This window comes from Streptomyces sp. NPDC043896 (assembly GCF_056435605.1).
This window is the reverse complement of the sequence record NZ_JBWKEE010000020.1, coordinates 144919-163881: the sequence shown is the minus strand read 5'-3', so window position 1 is coordinate 163881 and position 18963 is coordinate 144919. Positions and strand designations below refer to the sequence as shown.

Below are 18963 nucleotides of genomic sequence, written 5' to 3'. Positions count from 1 at the left end.
AACTGGTGCGCCTGGGTGGTCCGCAGGTTGATCTGGTCGTCCTTCCGTGCAGGTAGCCGCGCCCCCGGCCCTGAACCAGGAATCAAGGCCGCCCGGATGCCCGGCAGGCCGGCCCCAGGCCCCTCGCCCATCACTGACGGGGCCGCTCCTCCCTCTCTTGCCCCGTGACCGTTCTTCTGGGGGTTTCCCGGCAGTCTTTCGGCTTTCCGGGGCGGGACGGCCTGTCAAGGGTCGCCGAAGGCGATCACGAAGTGACGCGAACGCAGTGAGCGCCCTTTACAGGCCGGCACGACACGGAACGACGATGGGACTGACGGGAAACCCCCAGCCCCTCCCCGGCTCCGCCCAAGGGGCCACCGCCCCCGGACCCCGCCCCCCACCACCCCGCCCAACCCAAAGGGGCGGCCCCGGGACCTTGTGGTCCCGGGGCCGCCCCTCAGTACTGCCCGTCGGTGCTTACGCGCCCTTCGAGAGGTCCGGGCCGGAGCCCGTCGCCTCGATCGGGGGGAGGTCCGGCAGGGCCGACTTCTCCTCACCGCGGAAGGTGAACTTGGCTTCCTCGCCCTCACCCTCCACGCCGACGACCACGATGTGGCCCGGACGCAGCTCGCCGAAGAGGATCTTCTCCGACAGCAGGTCCTCGATGTCGCGCTGGATGGTCCGGCGCAGCGGGCGCGCACCCATGATCGGGTCGTAGCCGCGCTTGGCCAGGAGCTGCTTCGCGTCACCGCTGAGCTCGATGCCCATGTCGCGGTCCTTGAGGCGCTCGTCCACCTTGGCGATCATCAGGTCGACGATCTGGATGATGTCTTCCTGGCTGAGCTGGTGGAAGACGACCGTGTCGTCGACACGGTTCAGGAACTCGGGCCGGAAGTGCTGCTTGAGCTCTTCGTTGACCTTCGCCTTCATCCGGTCGTAGCCGGTCTTGACGTCGCCCTGGGCGGCGAAGCCCAGGTTGAAGCCCTTGGAGATGTCCCGCGTACCCAGGTTGGTCGTCATGATGATGACCGTGTTCTTGAAGTCCACGACCCGGCCCTGGGAGTCGGTCAGGCGACCGTCCTCCAGGATCTGGAGAAGGGAGTTGAAGATATCCGGGTGCGCCTTCTCGACCTCGTCGAAGAGGACGACGGAGAACGGCTTCCGGCGGACCTTCTCGGTCAGCTGGCCGCCCTCTTCGTAGCCCACGTAGCCGGGGGGCGAGCCGAAGAGGCGGGAAACCGTGTGCTTCTCGCTGAATTCCGACATGTCGAGGGAGATCAGCGCGTCCTCGTCGCCGAAGAGGAATTCGGCGAGCGTCTTCGAGAGCTCGGTCTTACCGACACCGGACGGACCGGCGAAGATGAACGAGCCACCGGGGCGCTTCGGGTCCTTCAGGCCGGCCCGCGTACGGCGGATCGCCTGCGAAAGCGCCTTGATGGCGTCCTTCTGGCCGATGACGCGCTTGTGGAGCTCGTCCTCCATGCGCAGCAGACGCGAGGACTCCTCCTCGGTCAGCTTGAAGACGGGAATGCCGGTCGCGGTCGCGAGGACCTCGGCGATGAGCTCGCCGTCGACCTCGGCGACGACGTCCATGTCGCCGGCCTTCCATTCCTTCTCGCGCTTGGACTTCGCGGCGAGCAGCTGCTTCTCCGAGTCACGGAGCGAAGCGGCCTTCTCGAAGTCCTGGGAGTCGATGGCCGACTCCTTGTCGCGGCGGACGGCCGCGATCTTCTCGTCGAACTCGCGGAGGTCCGGCGGTGCGGTCATCCGGCGGATGCGCATCCGGGAGCCGGCCTCGTCGATCAGGTCGATCGCCTTGTCCGGCAGGAAGCGGTCCGAGATGTACCGGTCGGCCAGGGTCGCGGCCTGGACCAGCGCCTCGTCCGTGATCGACACCCGGTGGTGGGCCTCGTAGCGGTCGCGCAGGCCCTTGAGGATCTCGATGGTGTGCGGGAGCGAGGGCTCCGCCACCTGGATCGGCTGGAAGCGGCGCTCCAGGGCCGCGTCCTTCTCGAGGTGCTTGCGGTACTCGTCGAGCGTCGTGGCGCCGATGGTCTGGAGCTCGCCTCGGGCCAGCATGGGCTTGAGGATGCTGGCGGCGTCGATCGCGCCCTCGGCGGCGCCCGCACCCACGAGGGTGTGGAGCTCGTCGATGAACAGGATGATGTCGCCGCGGGTGCGGATCTCCTTGAGGACCTTCTTCAGGCGCTCCTCGAAGTCACCGCGGTAGCGGGAGCCGGCGACCAGGGCACCCAGGTCGAGCGTGTAGAGGTGCTTGTCCTTGAGGGTCTCGGGGACCTCGCCCTTGACGATGGCCTGGGCCAGGCCCTCGACGACGGCGGTCTTGCCGACGCCGGGCTCGCCGATGAGGACGGGGTTGTTCTTGGTCCGGCGGGACAGGACCTGCATGACCCGCTCGATCTCCTTCTCGCGCCCGATGACCGGGTCGAGCTTGGATTCGCGGGCAGCCTGGGTGAGGTTGCGGCCGAACTGGTCGAGGACCAGCGAGGTCGAGGGGGTGCCCTCGGCCGGGCCGCCTGCGGTGGCCGACTCCTTGCCGCCCCCGGTGTAGCCGGAGAGCAGCTGGATGACCTGCTGCCGGACCCTGTTCAGATCGGCGCCCAGCTTCACGAGGACCTGGGCGGCGACGCCCTCGCCCTCGCGGATCAGGCCGAGCAGGATGTGCTCGGTGCCGATGTAGTTGTGGCCGAGCTGGAGGGCCTCTCGGAGCGAAAGCTCCAGGACCTTCTTCGCCCGCGGGGTGAAGGGGATGTGCCCGGACGGGGCCTGCTGGCCCTGACCGATGATCTCCTCAACCTGCTGGCGAACAGCCTCGAGCGAAATCCCGAGGCTCTCCAGGGCCTTAGCGGCGACACCCTCACCCTCGTGGATCAAGCCCAGGAGGATGTGCTCGGTGCCGATGTAGTTGTGGTTGAGCATCCGGGCTTCTTCCTGAGCCAGGACGACAACCCGCCGCGCGCGGTCGGTGAACCTCTCGAACATCGTTTATCGCTCCTCAGAGCGGTCGGGCAGTTCGGGGTCGGTCCCCGCCCTGTCCTTCCGCATGCTAGTCCCGCGGGACGGGACAGCTCATTCCAACTGCCGACATCCGTCCACGGCTCACCCCCACGTCGGTGAGGAAAACCGGCTGTAAGAGCCGACTACTGCTCCAACTCGATGGTGCGAGACGATGTTCCCGCAGGCCAGGCAGATACCCGTCACAGGTGTACGCCGATGGCGAACGGAACACGCTCAAATCAGCGTGTCGCCCCGATCCACTAGGAATGTCTTACCCGTAAGGACTGACAGTCCATGCCGGTGGGCACGGTTCCCTCCGCTACGGGCGAACACGCTTGTGTCCCGAATGTGGGACGCCGCTCGACGGAGGTTTACGCTCCGCATTGGTGCGGGCGCGCCGCGTAACCCGTGGGCGCGTGCCGGAGTTGCTCCGGTCATGTCCCTCAGCACCGTGAGCGTCCCCTCGCCCCGCGTCCCGTCCGAGGACTCCGAGGACTCCGAGGACCCCGAGGACGGCACCCGCGCCTGGTACGAGCGGGTGCTCGGCTGGAGCTGCGCGGGCGGGCCGCCGCCCCAGCTGGTCACCGGGGTCCGGTTCGACGTGCTGGAGCTGCCTTCCGACGCCGGGGCCGCGCTGTTGCGCCGTCCCGGATTCGCCTCCACCGGTCCGGTGGCCGTGATGGGGCGCCGGATGCGCTTCCTGGTCGCCCCGGGCTCCGCCGAGGAGCTGGAGGGGCTGCTCGACTGGCTGGAGTGGGGCGGGGTGGCACTGGACCTGACCGCCTTGGGTGCGGGGGGCAGGATCACCGCCCCCGTGCCGCCGGGGCGGGCGCCGGGAGAGGGCCTTCGGGGGGCCGCCGTGTGGCTGCGGCCCCCGGAGCCGGGGTGTGAGGCGTCGTTGCCCGCCCTGCCCGGTGCGGGGCGGGGCGGCTGGGCCGGGCCCGGACTCTGTGCGGAGCCGGCCGGACCCGATCTCGTACGCCTGGTGGCCGCGGCGGCGACGGAATGCCACCGCGCCCGCCTGGGTCGGCGTACGCCTCAGCCCTTGGCGTTCTCGTAGGCCTCGCGGATCTCGGCGGGAACACGGCCGCGGTCGTTGACGCTGAGGCCCTGGGCCTTGGCCCACGCGCGGATCTCGGCGGTGTCCGGGCTGCCCGGAGCGGCGGCCGCGCGGCCCTTGGCGCGGCCGGTGGAGGCGCGCCCGCCGGTACGGCGGCCGGCCTTCACGAAGTCCTCCAGCGCACCGCGGAGCTTTTCAGCGTTGGCGGTGGTGAGGTCGATCTCGTAGGTCTTGCCATCCAGAGCGAACGTCACGGTCTCGTCCGCCGTGCCACCGTCGAGGTCGTCGACAAGAAGGACCTGAACCTTCTGTGCCACCGGATTTCCTTTCATCGAAAATGCAGTACGCGGAAAGGAAACCGCTTTTGCCTGGAAAACACAAACCCCCGTCGAGAGGTTCAGGGCCGCAACAAGGCGGGAAACGTGCGCGATTCGGACATAGGCCACAGGAGCGCCGGGCCCTGTAATAGCCGCCGCGATCGATCAGAGGTGCAGCAGCATCCGGCTGTTGCCCAAGGTGTTCGGCTTCACTCGTTCGAGACCGAGGAACTCGGCGACTCCCTCGTCATAGGAACGCAGGAGCTCCATGTAGACATCGGTCTCCACCGCGGTCTCGCCGATCTCGACGAAGCCGTGCTTCGCGAAGAAGTCCACTTCGAAGGTCAGGCAGAATACCCGGCTCACCCCGACCCGGCGGGCGGTCTCCAACAACTTGGCGAGCACCCGGTGCCCCACACCGGCGCCCTTCAAGTCGCGGTCGACCGCGAGCGTGCGCACTTCGGCGAGGTCTTCCCACATGACGTGGAGAGCGCCGCAGCCCACCACCTGCCCGTCGGAGTCGCGTTCCGCGACCCAGAACTCCTGGATGCCCTCGTAAAGGGCCACGGGGGCTTTGTCGAGGAGGATCCGCTGCTGCACGTACTGGTCGAGCAGGCGGCGCAGCGCCGGAACATCACCGGTGCGCGCTCGGCGGATCGTCACTGTTTTCGCGTCGTCTGTGGTGGAAAGCTCTCCCATACCCGGACGCTATCGCCCCGGGTCGGTCCCCTGCGCGCCGGAGTCCCCTTCCGGCGCGGCCGTGGCCTGCGTTCCGCCGGCCGTGCCGGTCTCGGGGTCGGGTTCGTCGTGCTGGACGATGCGGACGGCGTCGCGGAGGGCCTCGCGCTGTTCCGGGGACATCATGCCGAAGAAGGCGACGAGGGCGGCCGCCGGGTTGTCGCTGGTCGACCAGGCTTCGTTCATCAGTGCGGCCGAGTAGGCGGCGCGGGTGGAGACCGCCGTATATCGATAGGCGCGGCCTTCGGCTTCCCGCCGGACCCAGCCCTTCTGATGGAGATTGTCCATAACGGTCATGACCGTGGTGTAGGCGATGGACCGTTCCTGCTGGAGGTCCTCCAGGACTTCCCGAACGGTGACCGGGCGGTTCCACTGCCACACCCGCGTCATCACTGCGTCTTCGAGTTCTCCCAAGGGGCGAGGCACAGCAGCACGATAGTGCGGATTGCGGCGAATTGCCCGACTATTCGCCGCAACGCGCGGTGGAAAACCCGGGTGGGGGTTACTTCACTTCTGCGACTGCTGGCCGGCCTCGGCACGGGCGATCGCGGCGTCGACCACCGCGTCTTCCTTGGCCTTGTTGGCACCGCCCTGGGTCTTCACGATCGTCACGACGAGTGCGATGAAAAACGCGGCCATCACGAAGGGGGGCACGAGCGCGGAGACGTAGTCCATGCCCCCAGCGTAGCTACACCGCCGCGCGTCCCGCCGACGGGGGCGGGGTGGGCTTGCGGCGCGGCGGGAAGACGTCGCCCGGGGTGGGCACCGGGCGGGCGGGCGTCCCGGGCTCCTTCACCGGGGCCGGCTTCGGCGGGGGCGGGGGCGGCTGGTCCTTGCCGCCGGGCAGGGCCAGCAGGCGGGTGCGCGGGGCGGGGGCGGTCGCCGGGGCGGTCCCGGTCGCGAGCCGGCGGCGTACGGAGCGCTCGGCGACGGCCTGGGCCCGGCGGAGCACGGCGCCCGCGAGCGGGTTGGCCCGCAGGGCGCGCAGGGCGGCGAGGTCGTCGGGCCGGGGCTCGTAGCCGGCCGCCAGGGCGTCCTGGAGCAGCTCCAGGTAGCCGGACAGGCTCCCGGGCAGGGCCGCCCGGTAGCGGGCGAGATCGTCGAGCAGGAAGGCTCTGAGCCTGCCCGCCTCCAGGACCGCGTCGTCCACCGACGCCGCGAGGCGCAGGCAGTCCTGGACCTCGGAAGCCGTCAGGGGGGCCGTGGAGGACTGGAGGGCGTGGGCGAGGGAACGCCTGAGCACGTGCAGCTCGGCGGCGCTGAACGCCATGCCGCCGCGGGATCCGTAAGGCGTGGGCATGGGGCGAAGATACGCGCTAATCGGACAAAATCCCCTGAGGGTGCGGGATTGCGGCGCGGCGGAAACCCACGCCGCCCCCTCCGGGCGGTTCAGCCGGTCTCTTTGACGGCCTTCACGAATTCCGCCCAGGCGGCGTGGGTCGTGGCCATCACGAGGTGCGCCGGGTCGGCCCGGTCCGCCACGCGCACCAGGGTGCCGGGCGCGGCCGCCACGTAGACGCAGGCGTCACCGGCGCCGCAGTAGGACGATTTGCGCCAGTCGGGGCGAGCGTTCGCGGTCATGGTGTCTCCTCCGCAAGGACGAGGTCGCGGTGCTTCTCGAGCGTGACGCTATCTCCACGAGAGGCACACTCCGGCCAGTTCCGGTAAAAAACCCGGTCGTCGGAAAGTACGGCCGCCAAGAATACGCTCCGTCGTTCACTCCACCGGGAAGGCGTACGCGATCTCGTAGCGGGAGTCGGGGATGACCAGGTCGGCGGTCTCCACGGGGCGCCCGTCGGAGTCGATGTACGTGCGCTCGACCTCGGTGATCAGCGCGCCGAGGCTGATCCCCAGCAGGTTGGCCTGGTTCTGGTTGGCGCGCGAGGGGCGCGGCACCTCCACCACCGAGGTGACGGTGATGCCGATGGAGCGCATCCGCGCCACCACCCCGGCACCGCGCAGTTCGCCCACTTCCGGGAGGACGATCGGGGTTCCGGAGGTGATGGCGAGGGGTTCCCAGGACTCGGAGAGTTCGGCGGGGCTGCCGTCGGCCATGAACTCGTAGCGGGTCATCACGCAGGGGGAGCCGGGCTCGATGGCCAGGCGGGCGGCGATCCGCTCGGGCGCCGGGACCTGCGGCAGGGTCTTGGAGTCCCAGGAGGCGGCGATGCCGTGCGCGGCGGCCTCCGAACGGAAGGTGTTGCCGGAGCCGAGGACCCGGCGGCGGGTGCGGAGCATCCGCATCCGCCGGCGCGGGGTGCGCACGTACGTGCCGGAACCGGCGCGTCCCTCCAGGAAGCCCTCGATGATGAGCTGTTCCATGGCCCGCTGGGTGACGCCCTGCCCGACGGAGTACTCCTCCGCGAACCGGGCGCGGGAGGGGAGCCGGTCGCCGATCGCCCACTCGCCCGCCTCGATGCGGGTCCGGAGCGATGCGACCACCTGCAAGTACGGTGATTTACGGGGCATTTGGGCCGTCCTGTGCCGTCTCGGCTGTGCCGCTTCGGGAGGGTGTGCGTCCGACGCCGACAAGCTAACCGATCAGGTTCAAGCTGAGGACTCCGCATGACGTTCCGCTACCGCGCGGTGTGGCCCCCGCCCTTGGGCGGGGGCCCCATCCACGGCCGGATCAGTCGAAGTTGGGCGCGTTCCGCTCGTACACCAGACGCAGACCGATCAGGGTCAGCCACGGCTCGTGGTCGTCGATCACCGACGCCTCGCCCAGGACGATCGGCGCCAGCCCGCCGGTCGCGATGACGCGGACGTCGTCCGGGTCGCCGCCCGGACCCGCCAGCTCGCGCGCCATCCGGTTGACGATCCCGTCGACCTGGCCCGCGAACCCGTACACCACGCCCGACTGCATCGCCTCGACCGTGGACTTCCCGATCACGTTCCGCGGCCGGGCCAGCTCGATCTTGCGGAGCTGCGCCCCGCGCACACCGAGCGCCTCCATCGAGATCTCAATGCCCGGGGAGATCACCCCGCCCACGTACTCGCCCCGCGCGGACACCGCGTCGAAGGTGGTGGCCGTACCGAAGTCCACGACGATCGCCGGGCCCCCGTACAGCTCGACGGCGGCCACCGCGTTGATGATGCGGTCCGCGCCGACCTCCTTCGGGTTGTCCATCAGGATCGGCACGCCCGTCTTGATCCCGGGCTCCACCAGCACCGCGGGCACGTCGCCGTAGTAGCGGCGGGTGACCTCGCGCAGCTCGTGCAGGACCGACGGGACCGTCGCGCAGATCGCGATGCCGTGGATCCCGTCGCCGAGCTCGCTGCCGAGCATCGGGTGCATGCCCATCAGGCCCTGCATCAGCACGGCCAGCTCGTCGGCCGTGCGGCGCGGGTCGGTCGAGACCCGCCAGTGCTCGACGATCTCGTCACCGTCGAACAGGCCCAGGACCGTGTGGGTGTTGCCCACGTCGATGGTGAGCAGCATCGGGTTACACCGCCTCGCGCAGGTCGAGGCCGATGTCCAGGATCGGCGAGGAGTGCGTCAGCGCGCCCACCGCCAGGTAGTCCACGCCGGTCTCCGCGTAGGCGCGGGCCGTCTCCAGGGTCAGCCGGCCCGAGGACTCCAGGACGGCGCGGCCCGCGACGATCGTCACGGCCTCCTCCGTCTCCGGGACGGTGAAGTTGTCCAGCAGGATCAGGTCGGCGCCCGCGTCCACGACCTCGCGGACCTGGTGCATCGTGTCGACCTCGACCTCCACCGGGACGTCCGGGAACGCCTCGCGGACGGCCTTGAAGGCCTGGGCGACGCCGCCCGCCGCGACCACGTGGTTGTCCTTGACCAGCGCCGCGTCCGACAGGGACATGCGGTGGTTGACGCCGCCGCCGCAGCGGACCGCGTACTTCTCCAGCGAGCGCAGGCCCGGCGTGGTCTTGCGGGTGTCGCGGACCTTGGCCTTCGTGCCGTCCAGGACGTCCGCCCAGCGGCGGGTGGCCGTCGCGATGCCGGACAGCCGGCACAGGATGTTCAGCGCGCTGCGCTCGGCCGTCAGCAGGTCGCGGGTCCGGGCGCGTACGGACAGCAGCAGCTGTCCGGCCTCGACCTTGTCGCCGTCCTCGGCGTGCCGTTCGACCTCGAAGGCCTCCGTGCAGACCACGGAGAACACGGCCTCGGCGATCCGCAGCCCGGCCACCACGCCGGCCTCGCGGGCCACGAAGTCGGCGATGGCCTCGGCCTCTTCGGAGACGGTCGCGACGGTGGTCACGTCGACCCCGCCGTCCAGGTCCTCGGACAGCGCCATGTGCGCGATGTCCTCGACCTCGATCGGGTCGAGGCCCGCGTCCGCCAGCAGCTGGGCGAGCGCCGGGTCGAGACCGCTCTCCTCGCCGTCACCGCAGCCGCAGTCGTCGCCGCAGCCGCCTTCGTTCTGCTCGATCAGGGGGAGTTCGGGGGTGCTCACGGTCACTTCTCCAGGCTGAGGGGGTGGTGTACGGACGGGAAGTCCGCGGAGTCGGTGGGGGTGACGACCAGCGCGCGCCGCTCGGTCCGCGAGAGCCGCACCACGAGGTGGCGGCGCCAGTCGGCGTCGTCCCGGTCGGGGTGGTCCTCGCGCCAGTGGCAGCCGCGGGTCTCGGCGCGGCGCTGGGCGGCGGCCACCAGGACGCGGGCCACGCACAGCAGGTTCGTCGCCTCCCAGGTGTCCACGCCCGGCACGGCGGTCTTGCCCTGGCTCTCCAGCTCGCCCAGGGCCGTCGTGTACAGGGTCTCCAGTGCCTCCGCGGCCGCCGCGAGGGATCCCGCGGAGCGGAGCACGCCCGCGCCGTCCGTCATGATGCGCTGGACCTCGTACCGGGCCTCGGCCGGCTGGAGCGGGCCGGTGGCGGGCACGGGTATGCCCGGGCCGCTGCCGACGGGCGGGTTCGCGGCGATGTCCTCGGCGATCCGCTCGGCGAAGACCAGGCCCTCCAGCAGGGAGTTGGAGGCCAGCCGGTTCGCGCCGTGCACGCCGGTGCAGGCCACCTCCCCGCACGCGTACAGGCCGGGCACGGTGGTGCGGCCGTGCAGGTCGGTGCGTACGCCGCCGGAGGCGTAGTGCGCGGCCGGGGCGACCGGGATCGGCTCCGTCACCGGGTCGATGCCGTGGGCGCGGCAGGCCGCCAGGATCGTGGGGAAGCGGTTCTCCCACATCTCGGCGCCGAAGTGCCGGGCGTCCAGGTACATGTGGCGGGCGCCCTGCTCCTGCATGCGCCGCATGATGCCCTTGGCGACGATGTCCCGGGGCGCCAGCTCGGCCAGTTCGTGCTGGCCGACCATGAAGCGGACCCCGTCCGCGTCGACGAGGTACGCGCCCTCGCCGCGCACCGCCTCCGACACCAGCGGCTGCTGGCCCTCGGCGTCCGGACCGAGGAAGAGGACGGTCGGGTGGAACTGGACGAACTCCAGGTCGGAGACCTCGGCGCCGGCCCGCAGCGCGAGCGCCACCCCGTCGCCCGTGGAGACGGCCGGGTTGGTCGTGGCGGAGAAGACCTGGCCCATGCCGCCGGTCGCCAGGATCACGGCGGGCGCGTGGACGGCGCCGACGCCGTCGTGCTGGCCCTCGCCCATCACGTGCAGGGTGACGCCGGCCGTGCGGCCCTCCGCGTCCTGGAGGAGGTCCAGGACGAGCGCGTTCTCGACGGTACGGATGCCCGCGGCGTGCACGGCCTCGACCAGGGCCCGGGAGATCTCCGCGCCGGTGGCGTCGCCGCCCGCGTGCGCGATGCGGCGGCGGTGGTGGCCGCCCTCGCGGGTCAGCTCGATCTCGCCCGTCTCGGCGGAGGTGTCGAAGACCGCCCCGGCCGCGATCAGCCGGCGCACGGCGTCGGGGCCCTCGGTGACCAGCAGCCGCACGGCCGCCTCGTCGCACAACCCCGCACCCGCGACCAGCGTGTCGTCCAGGTGCTGCTCGGGGGTGTCGCCCTCGCCGAGGGCGGCCGCGATGCCGCCCTGGGCCCAGCGGGTGGAGCCGTCGTCGAGCCGCGCCTTGGTGACCACGACCGTACGGCGGCCCGCGGCGGCGCAGCGCAGCGCGGCCGTCAGGCCGGCGACGCCGGATCCCACGACCACGACGTCCGCGTCGAGGGCCCAGCCGGGGGCGGGGGCGTGCAGCCGTATGCCGGTGCCGGCGGCGGCTGCGTTGCCTGGGTTGCCTGTGGTGCTCACGCGTGTGCTCCGAACTCCAATGGGATGTTGTCGATCAGCCTGGTCGCGCCGACCTTCGCCGCGACGGCCAGCACGGCCTGTCCGGTGAAGTCGGGGCCGACGTCGGTGAAGTCCTGCGGGTCCACCAGGGCCAGGTAGTCCAGGACCAGCGGCGGCTCGTGCCGGCCCGCCTCGTCCAGGACGTGCCGGGCGGCGGCCCGTACGGCGTCCGGCAGGCCGGTGCCGGCCGCCGAGACGGCGTGGGCGTCGGCGGAGGCGCGGATCTCGCCGAGCCGGGCCAGGGCGGTGGCGCGCTCGTCGCTGGCGGGGGCCGCCTCGGCGCGGGCGCGCAGCGCGGCCTGCGCGGCGAGCCGGTCCCGGCCGGCGAACAGGGCGCGGGACAGGGCGAGGGCGGTGCGGCGTTCGGCCTGGCCGAGGTAGCGGTTGCGGGAGGACAGGGCGAGCCCGTCGTCCTCGCGGACCGTGGGGACGCCGGCCACCTCGACCGGGAAGTTCAGGTCGGTCACCATGCGCCGGATCAGGGCCAGTTGCTGGGCGTCCTTCTGACCGAAGAGGGCCAGGTCGGGGCGGGTGAGGTGGAGCAGCTTGGCGACGACGGTCAGCATGCCGTCGAAGTGGCCGGGCCGGGTGGCGCCTTCGAGGCGCCCGCCCATCGGGCCGGCGGTGATCCGCACCTGCGGGTCGCCGCCCGGGTAGACCTCGTCGACGGCGGGTGCGAACACGGCGTCGGCGCCTGCCTCCTCGGAGACCGACAGGTCCGAGTCGAGGGTGCGCGGGTAGCGGTCGAGGTCCTCGTTCGCCCCGAACTGGAGGGGGTTGACGAAGACGGTGACCACGACCTGGCCGTCCGGACCCACCTCCTCTCGCGCGGTGCGGATGAGGGTGGCGTGGCCCTCGTGGAGGGCGCCCATCGTCATCACGACGGCACGGCGGCCGCTGCGCGGCAGCTTCTCGAGTTCTTCGGCGGTGTTCAGCAGCTGGAGCGGGCCGGTCATCGCTCGGCATCCTTCGGGTCGGCGTCGTCCGCGAGCACGCCGAGGAGGTCCTCGGCCAGTTCGGGCTTGAGCAGGCCGTGCGCGAGGGCGCGGTCCGCGGTCGTACGGGCCATCGCCAGGTATCCGGCGACGGTGGCGGGGGCGTGCTTGCGCAGCTCGGAGACGTGCGCGGCGACGGTGCCGGCGTCACCGCGGGCGACGGGGCCGGTGAGGGCGGCGTCGCCGGAGCGCAGGGCGTTGTCGAGGGCGGCGCCGAGCAGCGGGCCGAGCATCCGGTCGGGGTGCCCGACGCCGGCGGTGCGCAGCAGCTCCATGGCCTGGGCGACCAGGGTGACCAGGTGGTTCGCGCCGAGTGCGAGGGCCGCGTGGTAGAGCGGACGGTTCTCCTCCGCGATCCACTCGGGCTCCCCGCCCATCTCGATGACCAGGGCCTCCGCGGCGAGCCGCAGCTCCTCGGGCGCGGTCACGCCGAAGGAGCACCCGGCCAGGCGCTGCACGTCCACCTCGGTACCGGTGAAGGTCATCGCGGGGTGCAGGGCCAGCGGGAGCGCGCCCGCGCGGAGCGCGGGGTCGAGCACGGCGGTCCCGTACCGCCCCGAGGTGTGCACGAGGAGCTGGCCGGGGCGCACGGCGCCGGTCCCGGCGAGGCCCTCCACCAGGCCCGGCAGGGCGTCGTCGGGGACGGTCAGCAGGACCAGCTCGGCCCGCTCCAGCACCTGCGCCGGGGTCACCAGCGGCACGTCGGGCAGCATCCGCTCGGCCCGGCGCCGGGAGGCGTCGGAGACCCCGGAGACGGCGACGGGGTGGTGCCCGGCCTGCTGGAGGGCACGGGCCAGCGCGGGGCCGACACGGCCCGCGCCGACGACTCCGACGGTGAGCCGGGCGGGACGCGGTTCCTGGGATGAGTTCACGCGGGGAAGGCCTTCCGTTCCAGTCCGCGAGGGGTACCGGACGATACGTCGCCATGCTAGGCCCTTTCTCCGCACCGGTGCCGGTCAGGCCCGCCGGGGGCGGGAGCGGGCGGGAACGGCCGGATTTCCGGGGCCGTGCGGCGGGGCCGTCCGCGATGATCGGCACATGAGCGATGACGCGGAGCAGACGAAGCGGCTCGTGGCGGCCTGGAAGGGCGCCCACCGGGCCCTGACGCACGGCGGGCGGGAGGAGACCGTCCGGGAGCTGCTGGCGGGGCTCTGCGACGCCCCGTACGACCTGGACGCCCCGGCGGACGTCTACGGCGACGGGGTCGTCGCCGACCTGGAGCGGCGGGTCGCGGAGCTGCTCGGCACCGAGGACGCGGCGTTCTTCCCCTCGGGGACGATGGCCCAGCAGGTCGCGCTGCGCTGCTGGGCGGGGCGTACCGGGAACCCGGTCGTGGCCCTGCATCCGATGAGCCACCCGGAGCGGTGGGAGGGCGGAGCCCTGACGGCGCTGGCCGGGCTGCGGACCACCCACCCGGTGAAGGAGCCGCGCCAGCCGACGCCGGAGGAGGTCCGGGAGCACCCCGAGCCCTTCGGGACACTGATGCTGGAGCTGCCGCTGCGCGACGCCGGGTTCCTGCTGCCCGCGTGGGAGGAGCTGGAGGGGCTGGTGGACGCCGCCCGGGAGCGGGACGCCGTCGTCCACTTCGACGGGGCCCGGCTGTGGGAGACCACCCTCCACTTCGGCCGGCCCCTGCCGGAGATCGCGGGACTCGCGGACTCGGTGTACGTCTCCTTCTACAAGTCGCTGCGCGGGCTGAGCGGAGCCTGCCTGGCCGGATCCCGGGAGTTCGTGGAGGAGACCCGGGTGTGGCGCCACCGGTACGGGGGCCAGGTCTTCCGCCAGTTCCCCCAGGCCCTGGCGGCCCTGGCCGGGCTGGAACGGGAGCTGCCGCGCCTCCCCGCGTACGTGGAGCAGGCCCGGGCCGTCGCCGCCGCGCTGCGGGAGGCCTTCGAGGAGGCGGGCGTGCCGTGGTCCCGGATCCACCCGGAGGTGCCGCACACGCACCAGTTCCAGGTGTGGCTCCCGTACGCGGCGGACCGCCTCACGGAGGCGAGCGCCCGCCTGGCGGAGGAGACCGGCACGGCCCTGTTCCGCCGCTGGTCGCCGGAGGGCCCGCCGGGCCTGTCGGTGACGGAGCTGGAGGTCACGGAGCCGGGCCTGGCGTGGACCCCGGAGGACGTCCGCAAGGCGGCGGCGGAGTTCCTGGCGCGGTTGTAGGGGGCGGGCCCCTCAGAAGTCGCCGGGCGGCAGCGGGAGGGGCAGCCCGGGCAGGCCGTCGATGCTCTGGGCGATGTGTTCCTTCTTGGCGAAGTAGGCGCTCAGCGAGGCGTCGTCCTCACGCGCGAAGCGCTTGCCGTGCAGGTCGCGGTCTTCGTCGTACGCCATGAACGGGACCCCGTACCCGCAGGAGTCACGGACGAGTTCGGCCGTGACCACGATGATCGCGCGCAGGCCGTGCGGGGCGGGGTCGATGTCCGGGAAGTGCGCGAGCAGCTCCTTGAAGCGCGGATCGTCCCGGAAGACGGGCTCGCCCCGGCCGTGCACCCGGACGATGTTGGGCGGCCCCTGGAAGGCGCACCACATCACCGTGATCCGGCCGTTCTCCCGCAGGTGAGCGATGGTCTCGGCGGTGCTGCCGGCGAAGTCGAGGTAGGCGATCCGCTGCTCGTCGAGCACCGCGAAGGAACCCTTGAGCCCCTTGGGGGACAGGTTGACCGTCCCGTCGCCCGTCAGCGGGGCGGTGGCGGTGAAGAAGACCGGCTGCTGCTCTATGAAGGCCCGGAGCCGGCCGTCGATGCGTTCGTAAGTCTTTCCCATGTCTAAGGATTATGCGACTAAACCATTCGCCCGTCTAACGACCCGTGCGAGGCGACTGCGGGCAACACCCCCAACCCATACGCACGTTGCCGAACAGGCGAACCGCCAGGCACGGAAGCCGCATCCCCCTGGGCGGGGCCGGGGAGGTGCTGGGGGTTTCCCGTCAGTCCCATCGTCGTTCCGTGTCGTGCCGGCCTGTCAAGGGCGCTCACTGCGTTCGCGTCACTTCGTGATCGCCTTCGGCGACCCTTGACAGGCCGCCCCGCCCCGGAAAGCCGAAAGACTGCCGGGAAGCCCCCAGAAGAACGGTCACGGGGCAGGAGGGGGAGGAGCGGGTCCCCCAGGGATCAGGCGAGGGACCGGGCCTCGGCCGGCCGGGCATCCGGGCCCTCATCGTCCTGATCGGGGGCCGCAGGGGCTCTACCTGCACGGAAGGACGACAGGACCACCCTGCGGAGCACCCAGGCGCAGCAGATCGCTACGCGCTCCTCCCGGCTTGGCGTCCGGCGACCGTCCGGGGCTGATACCTACACCGAATGGCGTGGGAAGTCGTCCACGCGCCTGGGCCATCCCGGGCCGGCTAGGCGTCGAAGTCGTAGTCCAGGACATAGGAGGCGGAGTCGAGGGTCATTTCGTTGCCTTCAACGGCCCGGCCATCCTCGGCGAACGCGGTGCGGACGATCTGGATGACGGGTGTCCCCATGGAGAGGGCGAGTCGTTCGGCCTCGTCGGCAGAAGGCATGCGGCACCGGACTTCCTCCCGGAAGTGGACGGGCTTGTGCCCCAGCTCGGCCAGCCGTGCGTAAGGTCACGGCCTACTGATCGAGGGCGTCCAGTGCCACGTCCCACGGGTAAGGGCGCTTCTCCCCCGGGGGATTCGGTTCGAAGCCCCCCTCCCCGAAGAGCACCCGCACGCCGGCTTCACGCAAGGTGGCCAGAGACAGCGGGAGTTGGGGATGCTGCGCGTATGCGGCGTTCACACACGGCATCAGGGTGAGGGGAATGTCCTTGCCCAGCGCCTCGGCGACGAAGCCCACGACGAAGGTGTCCGTGATTCCCAAGGCCCATCGGTTGATCGTGTTGGTGGTCGCCGGAGCCACGAGAACAGCGTCTGCGGACGGCCACACATCCGGCTGCCCCGGACGCTTGTACCTAGAGCGGACAGGATGCCCCGTCAGCGCCTCCAGCCCGGGAATACCGTCTTCCAGCCACTCGGCCGCAGTCGGGCTCAGACCAAGGCAGACGTCCCAGCCCCGCGCCTGGGCGTTCTCGATCACATGGGCCACGTCGAATACGGGCGGCGCGGCGGAGCAGAACAGGTAGAGCGTCCTCGTCGTCATGGCGCCGAACCTAGGCAACCGCCGCCCATCTGCGTGGAGTCGGACGTGACGGACCGGGTGGTGCGGGTACCTTCGCCTCGGGCGTCGAGGGCGTGCTGATGGCGGTGATCAACGAGAACGTCTCGGACACCGGCATCGAGCGCTGGATGGAGCTCGCCTACATCCGTGGCGCCTCGGGCCGCGAGTTCACCACCGCCGCCACCAACGTCGAACCCGCCTGCGACCAGCCCCAGACGGCCGCCGGACGCCGAGACGAGAGAAGCGCGTAGCGATCTGTCGCGCCTGCCGGCTCCCCAGGCCGCCCTGGTCGCCATTCGGTGCAGGTATCAGCCCCGGACGGTCGCCGGACGCCAAGCAATGAGGAGCGCGTAGCGATCTGTCGCGTCTGGGTGGTCCGCAGGACGCTCCTGTCGTCCTTCGGTGCAGGTGGAGCCCCACCGGTCCCGGATCACGGCCTCGGAGGGCCCGGAAGCCCGGCCGGCCATGGCCCAGTCCCTCGCCTGGTCTCTGAGAGACCCGTCCCTCCCTCTTCTGCCCCGTGACCGTTCTTTTGGGGGTTTCCCGGCAGTCTTTCGGCTTTCCGGGGCGGGCCGGTCGGTCAAGGGGCGCCAAAGGCGATCACGAAGTGACGCGACCGAAGGGAGCGCCCTTGAGGGACCGGCACGACACGGAACGACGATGGGACTGACGGGAAACCCCCAGCCCCTCCCCGACCCCGCCCAAGGGGGTCCGGCTCCCCGACCACCCACCCGCACCCGGGGGGCGGGTGGGCAGCCGCCGACCCGCCCCCACCCCCTCGCGGGGGTGATAGCCCGCCCGCGCCGCAAGCCCCGTACCCGCCCCGCCCCCCTCAGCACGCCCGCGTCCGGTGGAGGAGGCGGGTCAGGGTGTGGAGCCAGGGGTGGGTGGCCGGGCGGCCGGCCAGGACCGCGCCGAACTGGGCCGTGGTGCGGAGGGAGCGCAGGGTGGCGAGGTCGTCGCGGCCCGGGGGCGGGGGCATGGGGGTGCGGTGCTGGGCCGCGCGGTAGGTGTCCACGAGGTACTGCTCGATCGCTGTCATGCATCCACCCTCACCCCGTTGGGCGCAGAGTGCCCGTCGATTGACGCTCCCCGTCAATCGACGCCTCCCACCTGCGGCGATGCCCCGGTGAGCGCCTCGGGAACCCTCGTACGGACGCACAGGCGCCCCCCGCCCCGCGCCGGCCCGCGCAGCCCCTGCCCGGCCCCGACGCCCCGCTCCCGCCGGACGGGGTGCGGTGCGGCGGTGCGCTGCCCGCGCCAGGAAGGAGAATGGGGCGATGAGCGTCACCATCGACATCGCCGGGCTCCCCGTGGAGCGGATCGGCTTCGCGCCGTCGCCGCTCGCCGAGCTCTGCATGACCCTGCACGCGCTCTCGCAGCCGGCCCATCACCCGCGGCTGCACTCCTGGACGACGTCCACCACGGCTTCGCTCGACCCCTGCCTGGCGGACCGGCTCCTTGAGGCCGAGTTCATGTGGCGGAGTTCCTTCTCCGACATCTTCATGGCCTTCGCCGGCATTCCCGGCGGTACCGGCCGGCCGGGGGTGACGCTGGCCGAGGAGCTGGACGTGCTCGACCGGCTGGACGACGAGCGGTTCGTGATGGCGGCGCTGGAACACTGCTGGCTGGCGCAGTACAACGAGGGTGGCGGGCCGCATCCGTTGAAGGACGCGGGGGCGCGCGCGAAGGCGCTGGAGACGGCGGCCGCGCGGGGGCCGCGCCAGCTGGAGTTCTCGATCCGGCTGCTGGACGACCCGGCGGGCGTGCGCGTGTGGATGCGGCGGCTGCTGGAGGACTGCGACGAGGCCTTCTTCGCGGAGACGTGGCGGCGCATAGAGCCCCGCCAGACGGCGGACGCCCGGCACAAGACGGAGGTGCTCCGCCGCAAGGGGCTGCCGGCGGTGCTGAGGGAGGTGTCGGCGGCGCTGAGCGTCGACGAGGGGCTGACCACGATCACCGCGGACAAGATGGTCAACGGGCAGGCCACCGCGACCGATCCGCAGATCGGGTCGGGGCTGGTCTTCGTGCCGACGAACTTCGGCTGGCCGCACCTGCTGGTGCTGCACGCACCCGGCTGGCTGCCGGTGGTGCACTATCCGCTGGACTCGCCCGGACTGGCTTCCGAGCCGGGCCCGGTGGAGCTGTTGCAGCGCCGGATGGAGGCGCTCGCCCACCCCATGCGGATGATGCTGTGCCGGAGTCTGGCACGGGCTCCGTACACGACCAGCGAGCTGGCCCGGGTGTACGGGATCTCCGCGCCGGAGGTGTCCCGGCACCTCACGGTGCTGAAGAAGGCGGGGCTGATGCACACGCGCCGTCAGGGGCGTTACGTACAGCACCAGCTGGATCTGTCCGTGGTTGCACGAATAGGTTCCGATTTCATCGAGGGCATCCTGCGCTGACGCGCCGGGCAGCCGCGTGCTCCCAGCCGACCGCCCATCGGACGGTGGCTGGTTTTCGCCCCTCCCCAGAGGTACCGATATCCGGATTTCACGAACCGGAAGCAGTGAAAGGTCTGGCGAGGGCCGCCTCTTGGTGTCTA

General features: G+C 71.6%; 20 protein-coding genes and 1 pseudogene. 4 read left to right on the top strand and 17 right to left on the bottom strand.

What is annotated here, in order from left to right:
- Window positions 1–456 precede the first annotated feature (456 nt).
- Window positions 457–2982 carry an ATP-dependent Clp protease ATP-binding subunit gene (locus tag AC069X_RS26970; RefSeq protein ID WP_478732275.1) on the bottom strand — a complete coding sequence of 842 codons (2526 nt, stop codon included), beginning with the start codon at window positions 2980–2982 and terminating at the stop codon, window positions 457–459.
- Between the two features lie 451 nt (window positions 2983–3433).
- On the opposite strand from AC069X_RS26970, the gene AC069X_RS26965 reads away from it, so the two are divergent.
- The gene (locus AC069X_RS26965) at window positions 3434–4057 is read left to right on the top strand and encodes an SCO3374 family protein (RefSeq protein ID WP_478732273.1); all 624 of its coding nucleotides are present in this window, start codon (window positions 3434–3436) and stop codon (window positions 4055–4057) included.
- Here the strand turns inward: AC069X_RS26965 and AC069X_RS26960 are convergent.
- The 12 genes from AC069X_RS26960 to AC069X_RS26905 form a co-directional block, all read right to left on the bottom strand.
- On the bottom strand, window positions 4036–4374 hold the full coding sequence (locus AC069X_RS26960; RefSeq protein ID WP_007264817.1) for a histone-like nucleoid-structuring protein Lsr2: 339 nt from the start codon (window positions 4372–4374) through the stop codon (window positions 4036–4038). The genes AC069X_RS26965 and AC069X_RS26960 overlap by 22 nt on opposite strands.
- Before the next feature lie 165 nt (window positions 4375–4539).
- Window positions 4540–5073, bottom strand: a complete 534-nt coding sequence (locus AC069X_RS26955) for an amino-acid N-acetyltransferase (protein ID WP_478732271.1) — start codon at window positions 5071–5073, stop codon at window positions 4540–4542.
- A gap of 9 nt (window positions 5074–5082) precedes the next feature.
- Window positions 5083–5538: a BlaI/MecI/CopY family transcriptional regulator gene (locus AC069X_RS26950; protein WP_478732269.1), complete on the bottom strand. Its 456-nt coding sequence runs from the start codon at window positions 5536–5538 to the stop codon at window positions 5083–5085.
- Window positions 5539–5619: 81 nt separating this feature from the next.
- Window positions 5620–5787, bottom strand: coding sequence for a hypothetical protein (locus AC069X_RS26945; protein ID WP_471338955.1), 168 nt, complete (start codon window positions 5785–5787; stop codon window positions 5620–5622).
- 13 nt (window positions 5788–5800) lie between these two features.
- The gene (locus AC069X_RS26940; protein ID WP_478732267.1) at window positions 5801–6412 is read right to left on the bottom strand and encodes a hypothetical protein; all 612 of its coding nucleotides are present in this window, start codon (window positions 6410–6412) and stop codon (window positions 5801–5803) included.
- Between the two features lie 89 nt (window positions 6413–6501).
- Window positions 6502–6693 (bottom strand): DUF397 domain-containing protein, encoded by a 192-nt coding sequence (locus AC069X_RS26935; protein WP_471338951.1) that lies wholly within the window; start codon window positions 6691–6693, stop codon window positions 6502–6504.
- Window positions 6694–6828: 135 nt separating this feature from the next.
- Complete coding sequence (locus AC069X_RS26930) at window positions 6829–7581, bottom strand: GntR family transcriptional regulator (RefSeq protein ID WP_478732265.1); 753 nt, start codon at window positions 7579–7581, stop codon at window positions 6829–6831.
- Between the two features lie 160 nt (window positions 7582–7741).
- A complete protein-coding gene (locus AC069X_RS26925; protein ID WP_478732263.1) occupies window positions 7742–8551 on the bottom strand; it encodes a type III pantothenate kinase in 810 nt (269 codons plus the stop codon).
- A gap of 4 nt (window positions 8552–8555) precedes the next feature.
- Window positions 8556–9524: a carboxylating nicotinate-nucleotide diphosphorylase gene (gene nadC, locus AC069X_RS26920; protein ID WP_478732308.1), complete on the bottom strand. Its 969-nt coding sequence runs from the start codon at window positions 9522–9524 to the stop codon at window positions 8556–8558.
- A 2-nt stretch (window positions 9525–9526) separates the two neighbouring features.
- Window positions 9527–11266 carry an L-aspartate oxidase gene (locus tag AC069X_RS26915; RefSeq protein ID WP_478732261.1) on the bottom strand — a complete coding sequence of 580 codons (1740 nt, stop codon included), beginning with the start codon at window positions 11264–11266 and terminating at the stop codon, window positions 9527–9529.
- Entirely contained in the window at window positions 11263–12261 is a 999-nt protein-coding gene (gene panC / locus AC069X_RS26910; protein ID WP_478732259.1) for a pantoate--beta-alanine ligase, read from the bottom strand. The genes AC069X_RS26915 and panC overlap by 4 nt, the downstream gene beginning before the upstream one ends.
- On the bottom strand, window positions 12258–13172 hold the full coding sequence (locus tag AC069X_RS26905; protein ID WP_478732257.1) for a Rossmann-like and DUF2520 domain-containing protein: 915 nt from the start codon (window positions 13170–13172) through the stop codon (window positions 12258–12260). The genes panC and AC069X_RS26905 overlap by 4 nt, the downstream gene beginning before the upstream one ends.
- 166 nt (window positions 13173–13338) lie before the next feature.
- Here AC069X_RS26905 and AC069X_RS26900 point away from each other — a divergent pair, with 166 nt between their 5' ends.
- Complete coding sequence (locus tag AC069X_RS26900; protein WP_478732255.1) at window positions 13339–14460, top strand: threonine aldolase family protein; 1122 nt, start codon at window positions 13339–13341, stop codon at window positions 14458–14460.
- A 12-nt stretch (window positions 14461–14472) separates the two neighbouring features.
- Here AC069X_RS26900 and AC069X_RS26895 read toward each other — a convergent pair whose 3' ends face one another.
- The 3 genes and pseudogenes from AC069X_RS26895 to AC069X_RS26885 all read right to left on the bottom strand — a co-directional run bounded on the left by AC069X_RS26895 (window position 14473) and on the right by AC069X_RS26885 (window position 16400).
- Window positions 14473–15060 (bottom strand): pyridoxamine 5'-phosphate oxidase family protein, encoded by a 588-nt coding sequence (locus tag AC069X_RS26895; RefSeq protein ID WP_478732253.1) that lies wholly within the window; start codon window positions 15058–15060, stop codon window positions 14473–14475.
- Window positions 15061–15640: 580 nt separating this feature from the next.
- A pseudogene (locus AC069X_RS26890) lies at window positions 15641–15865 on the bottom strand (UTRA domain-containing protein); the annotation flags it as partial.
- 10 nt (window positions 15866–15875) lie between these two features.
- Window positions 15876–16400 carry a flavoprotein gene (locus AC069X_RS26885; protein ID WP_478732251.1) on the bottom strand — a complete coding sequence of 175 codons (525 nt, stop codon included), beginning with the start codon at window positions 16398–16400 and terminating at the stop codon, window positions 15876–15878.
- Window positions 16401–16429: 29 nt separating this feature from the next.
- On the opposite strand from AC069X_RS26885, the gene AC069X_RS26880 reads away from it, so the two are divergent.
- A complete protein-coding gene (locus tag AC069X_RS26880) occupies window positions 16430–16669 on the top strand; it encodes a hypothetical protein (RefSeq protein ID WP_478732306.1) in 240 nt (79 codons plus the stop codon).
- Window positions 16670–17250: 581 nt separating this feature from the next.
- Here AC069X_RS26880 and AC069X_RS26875 read toward each other — a convergent pair.
- Window positions 17251–17460, bottom strand: a complete 210-nt coding sequence (locus tag AC069X_RS26875) for a hypothetical protein (protein ID WP_478732249.1) — start codon at window positions 17458–17460, stop codon at window positions 17251–17253.
- Between the two features lie 238 nt (window positions 17461–17698).
- Between AC069X_RS26875 and AC069X_RS26870 the strand changes: the two genes are divergently transcribed.
- Window positions 17699–18823 carry a DUF5937 family protein gene (locus AC069X_RS26870; RefSeq protein ID WP_478732247.1) on the top strand — a complete coding sequence of 375 codons (1125 nt, stop codon included), beginning with the start codon at window positions 17699–17701 and terminating at the stop codon, window positions 18821–18823.
- Window positions 18824–18963 lie beyond the last annotated feature (140 nt).

Excerpts from the sequence above, each read along its gene's own strand:
- AC069X_RS26970 (WP_478732275.1), bottom strand. The coding sequence starts at position 2,982 with ATGTTCGAGAGGTTCACCGACCGCGCGCGGCGGGTTGTCGTCCTGGCT.
- AC069X_RS26965 (WP_478732273.1), top strand. The coding sequence starts at position 3,434 with ATGTCCCTCAGCACCGTGAGCGTCCCCTCGCCCCGCGTCCCGTCCGAG.
- AC069X_RS26955 (WP_478732271.1), bottom strand. The coding sequence starts at position 5,073 with ATGGGAGAGCTTTCCACCACAGACGACGCGAAAACAGTGACGATCCGC.
- AC069X_RS26945 (WP_471338955.1), bottom strand. The coding sequence starts at position 5,787 with ATGGACTACGTCTCCGCGCTCGTGCCCCCCTTCGTGATGGCCGCGTTT.
- AC069X_RS26940 (WP_478732267.1), bottom strand. The coding sequence starts at position 6,412 with ATGCCCACGCCTTACGGATCCCGCGGCGGCATGGCGTTCAGCGCCGCC.
- AC069X_RS26935 (WP_471338951.1), bottom strand. The coding sequence starts at position 6,693 with ATGACCGCGAACGCTCGCCCCGACTGGCGCAAATCGTCCTACTGCGGC.
- AC069X_RS26930 (WP_478732265.1), bottom strand. The coding sequence starts at position 7,581 with ATGCCCCGTAAATCACCGTACTTGCAGGTGGTCGCATCGCTCCGGACC.
- AC069X_RS26925 (WP_478732263.1), bottom strand. The coding sequence starts at position 8,551 with ATGCTGCTCACCATCGACGTGGGCAACACCCACACGGTCCTGGGCCTG.
- panC (WP_478732259.1), bottom strand. The coding sequence starts at position 12,261 with ATGACCGGCCCGCTCCAGCTGCTGAACACCGCCGAAGAACTCGAGAAG.
- AC069X_RS26900 (WP_478732255.1), top strand. The coding sequence starts at position 13,339 with ATGAGCGATGACGCGGAGCAGACGAAGCGGCTCGTGGCGGCCTGGAAG.
- AC069X_RS26895 (WP_478732253.1), bottom strand. The coding sequence starts at position 15,060 with ATGGGAAAGACTTACGAACGCATCGACGGCCGGCTCCGGGCCTTCATA.
- AC069X_RS26885 (WP_478732251.1), bottom strand. The coding sequence starts at position 16,400 with ATGACGACGAGGACGCTCTACCTGTTCTGCTCCGCCGCGCCGCCCGTA.
- AC069X_RS26875 (WP_478732249.1), bottom strand. The coding sequence starts at position 17,460 with ATGACAGCGATCGAGCAGTACCTCGTGGACACCTACCGCGCGGCCCAG.
- AC069X_RS26870 (WP_478732247.1), top strand. The coding sequence starts at position 17,699 with ATGAGCGTCACCATCGACATCGCCGGGCTCCCCGTGGAGCGGATCGGC.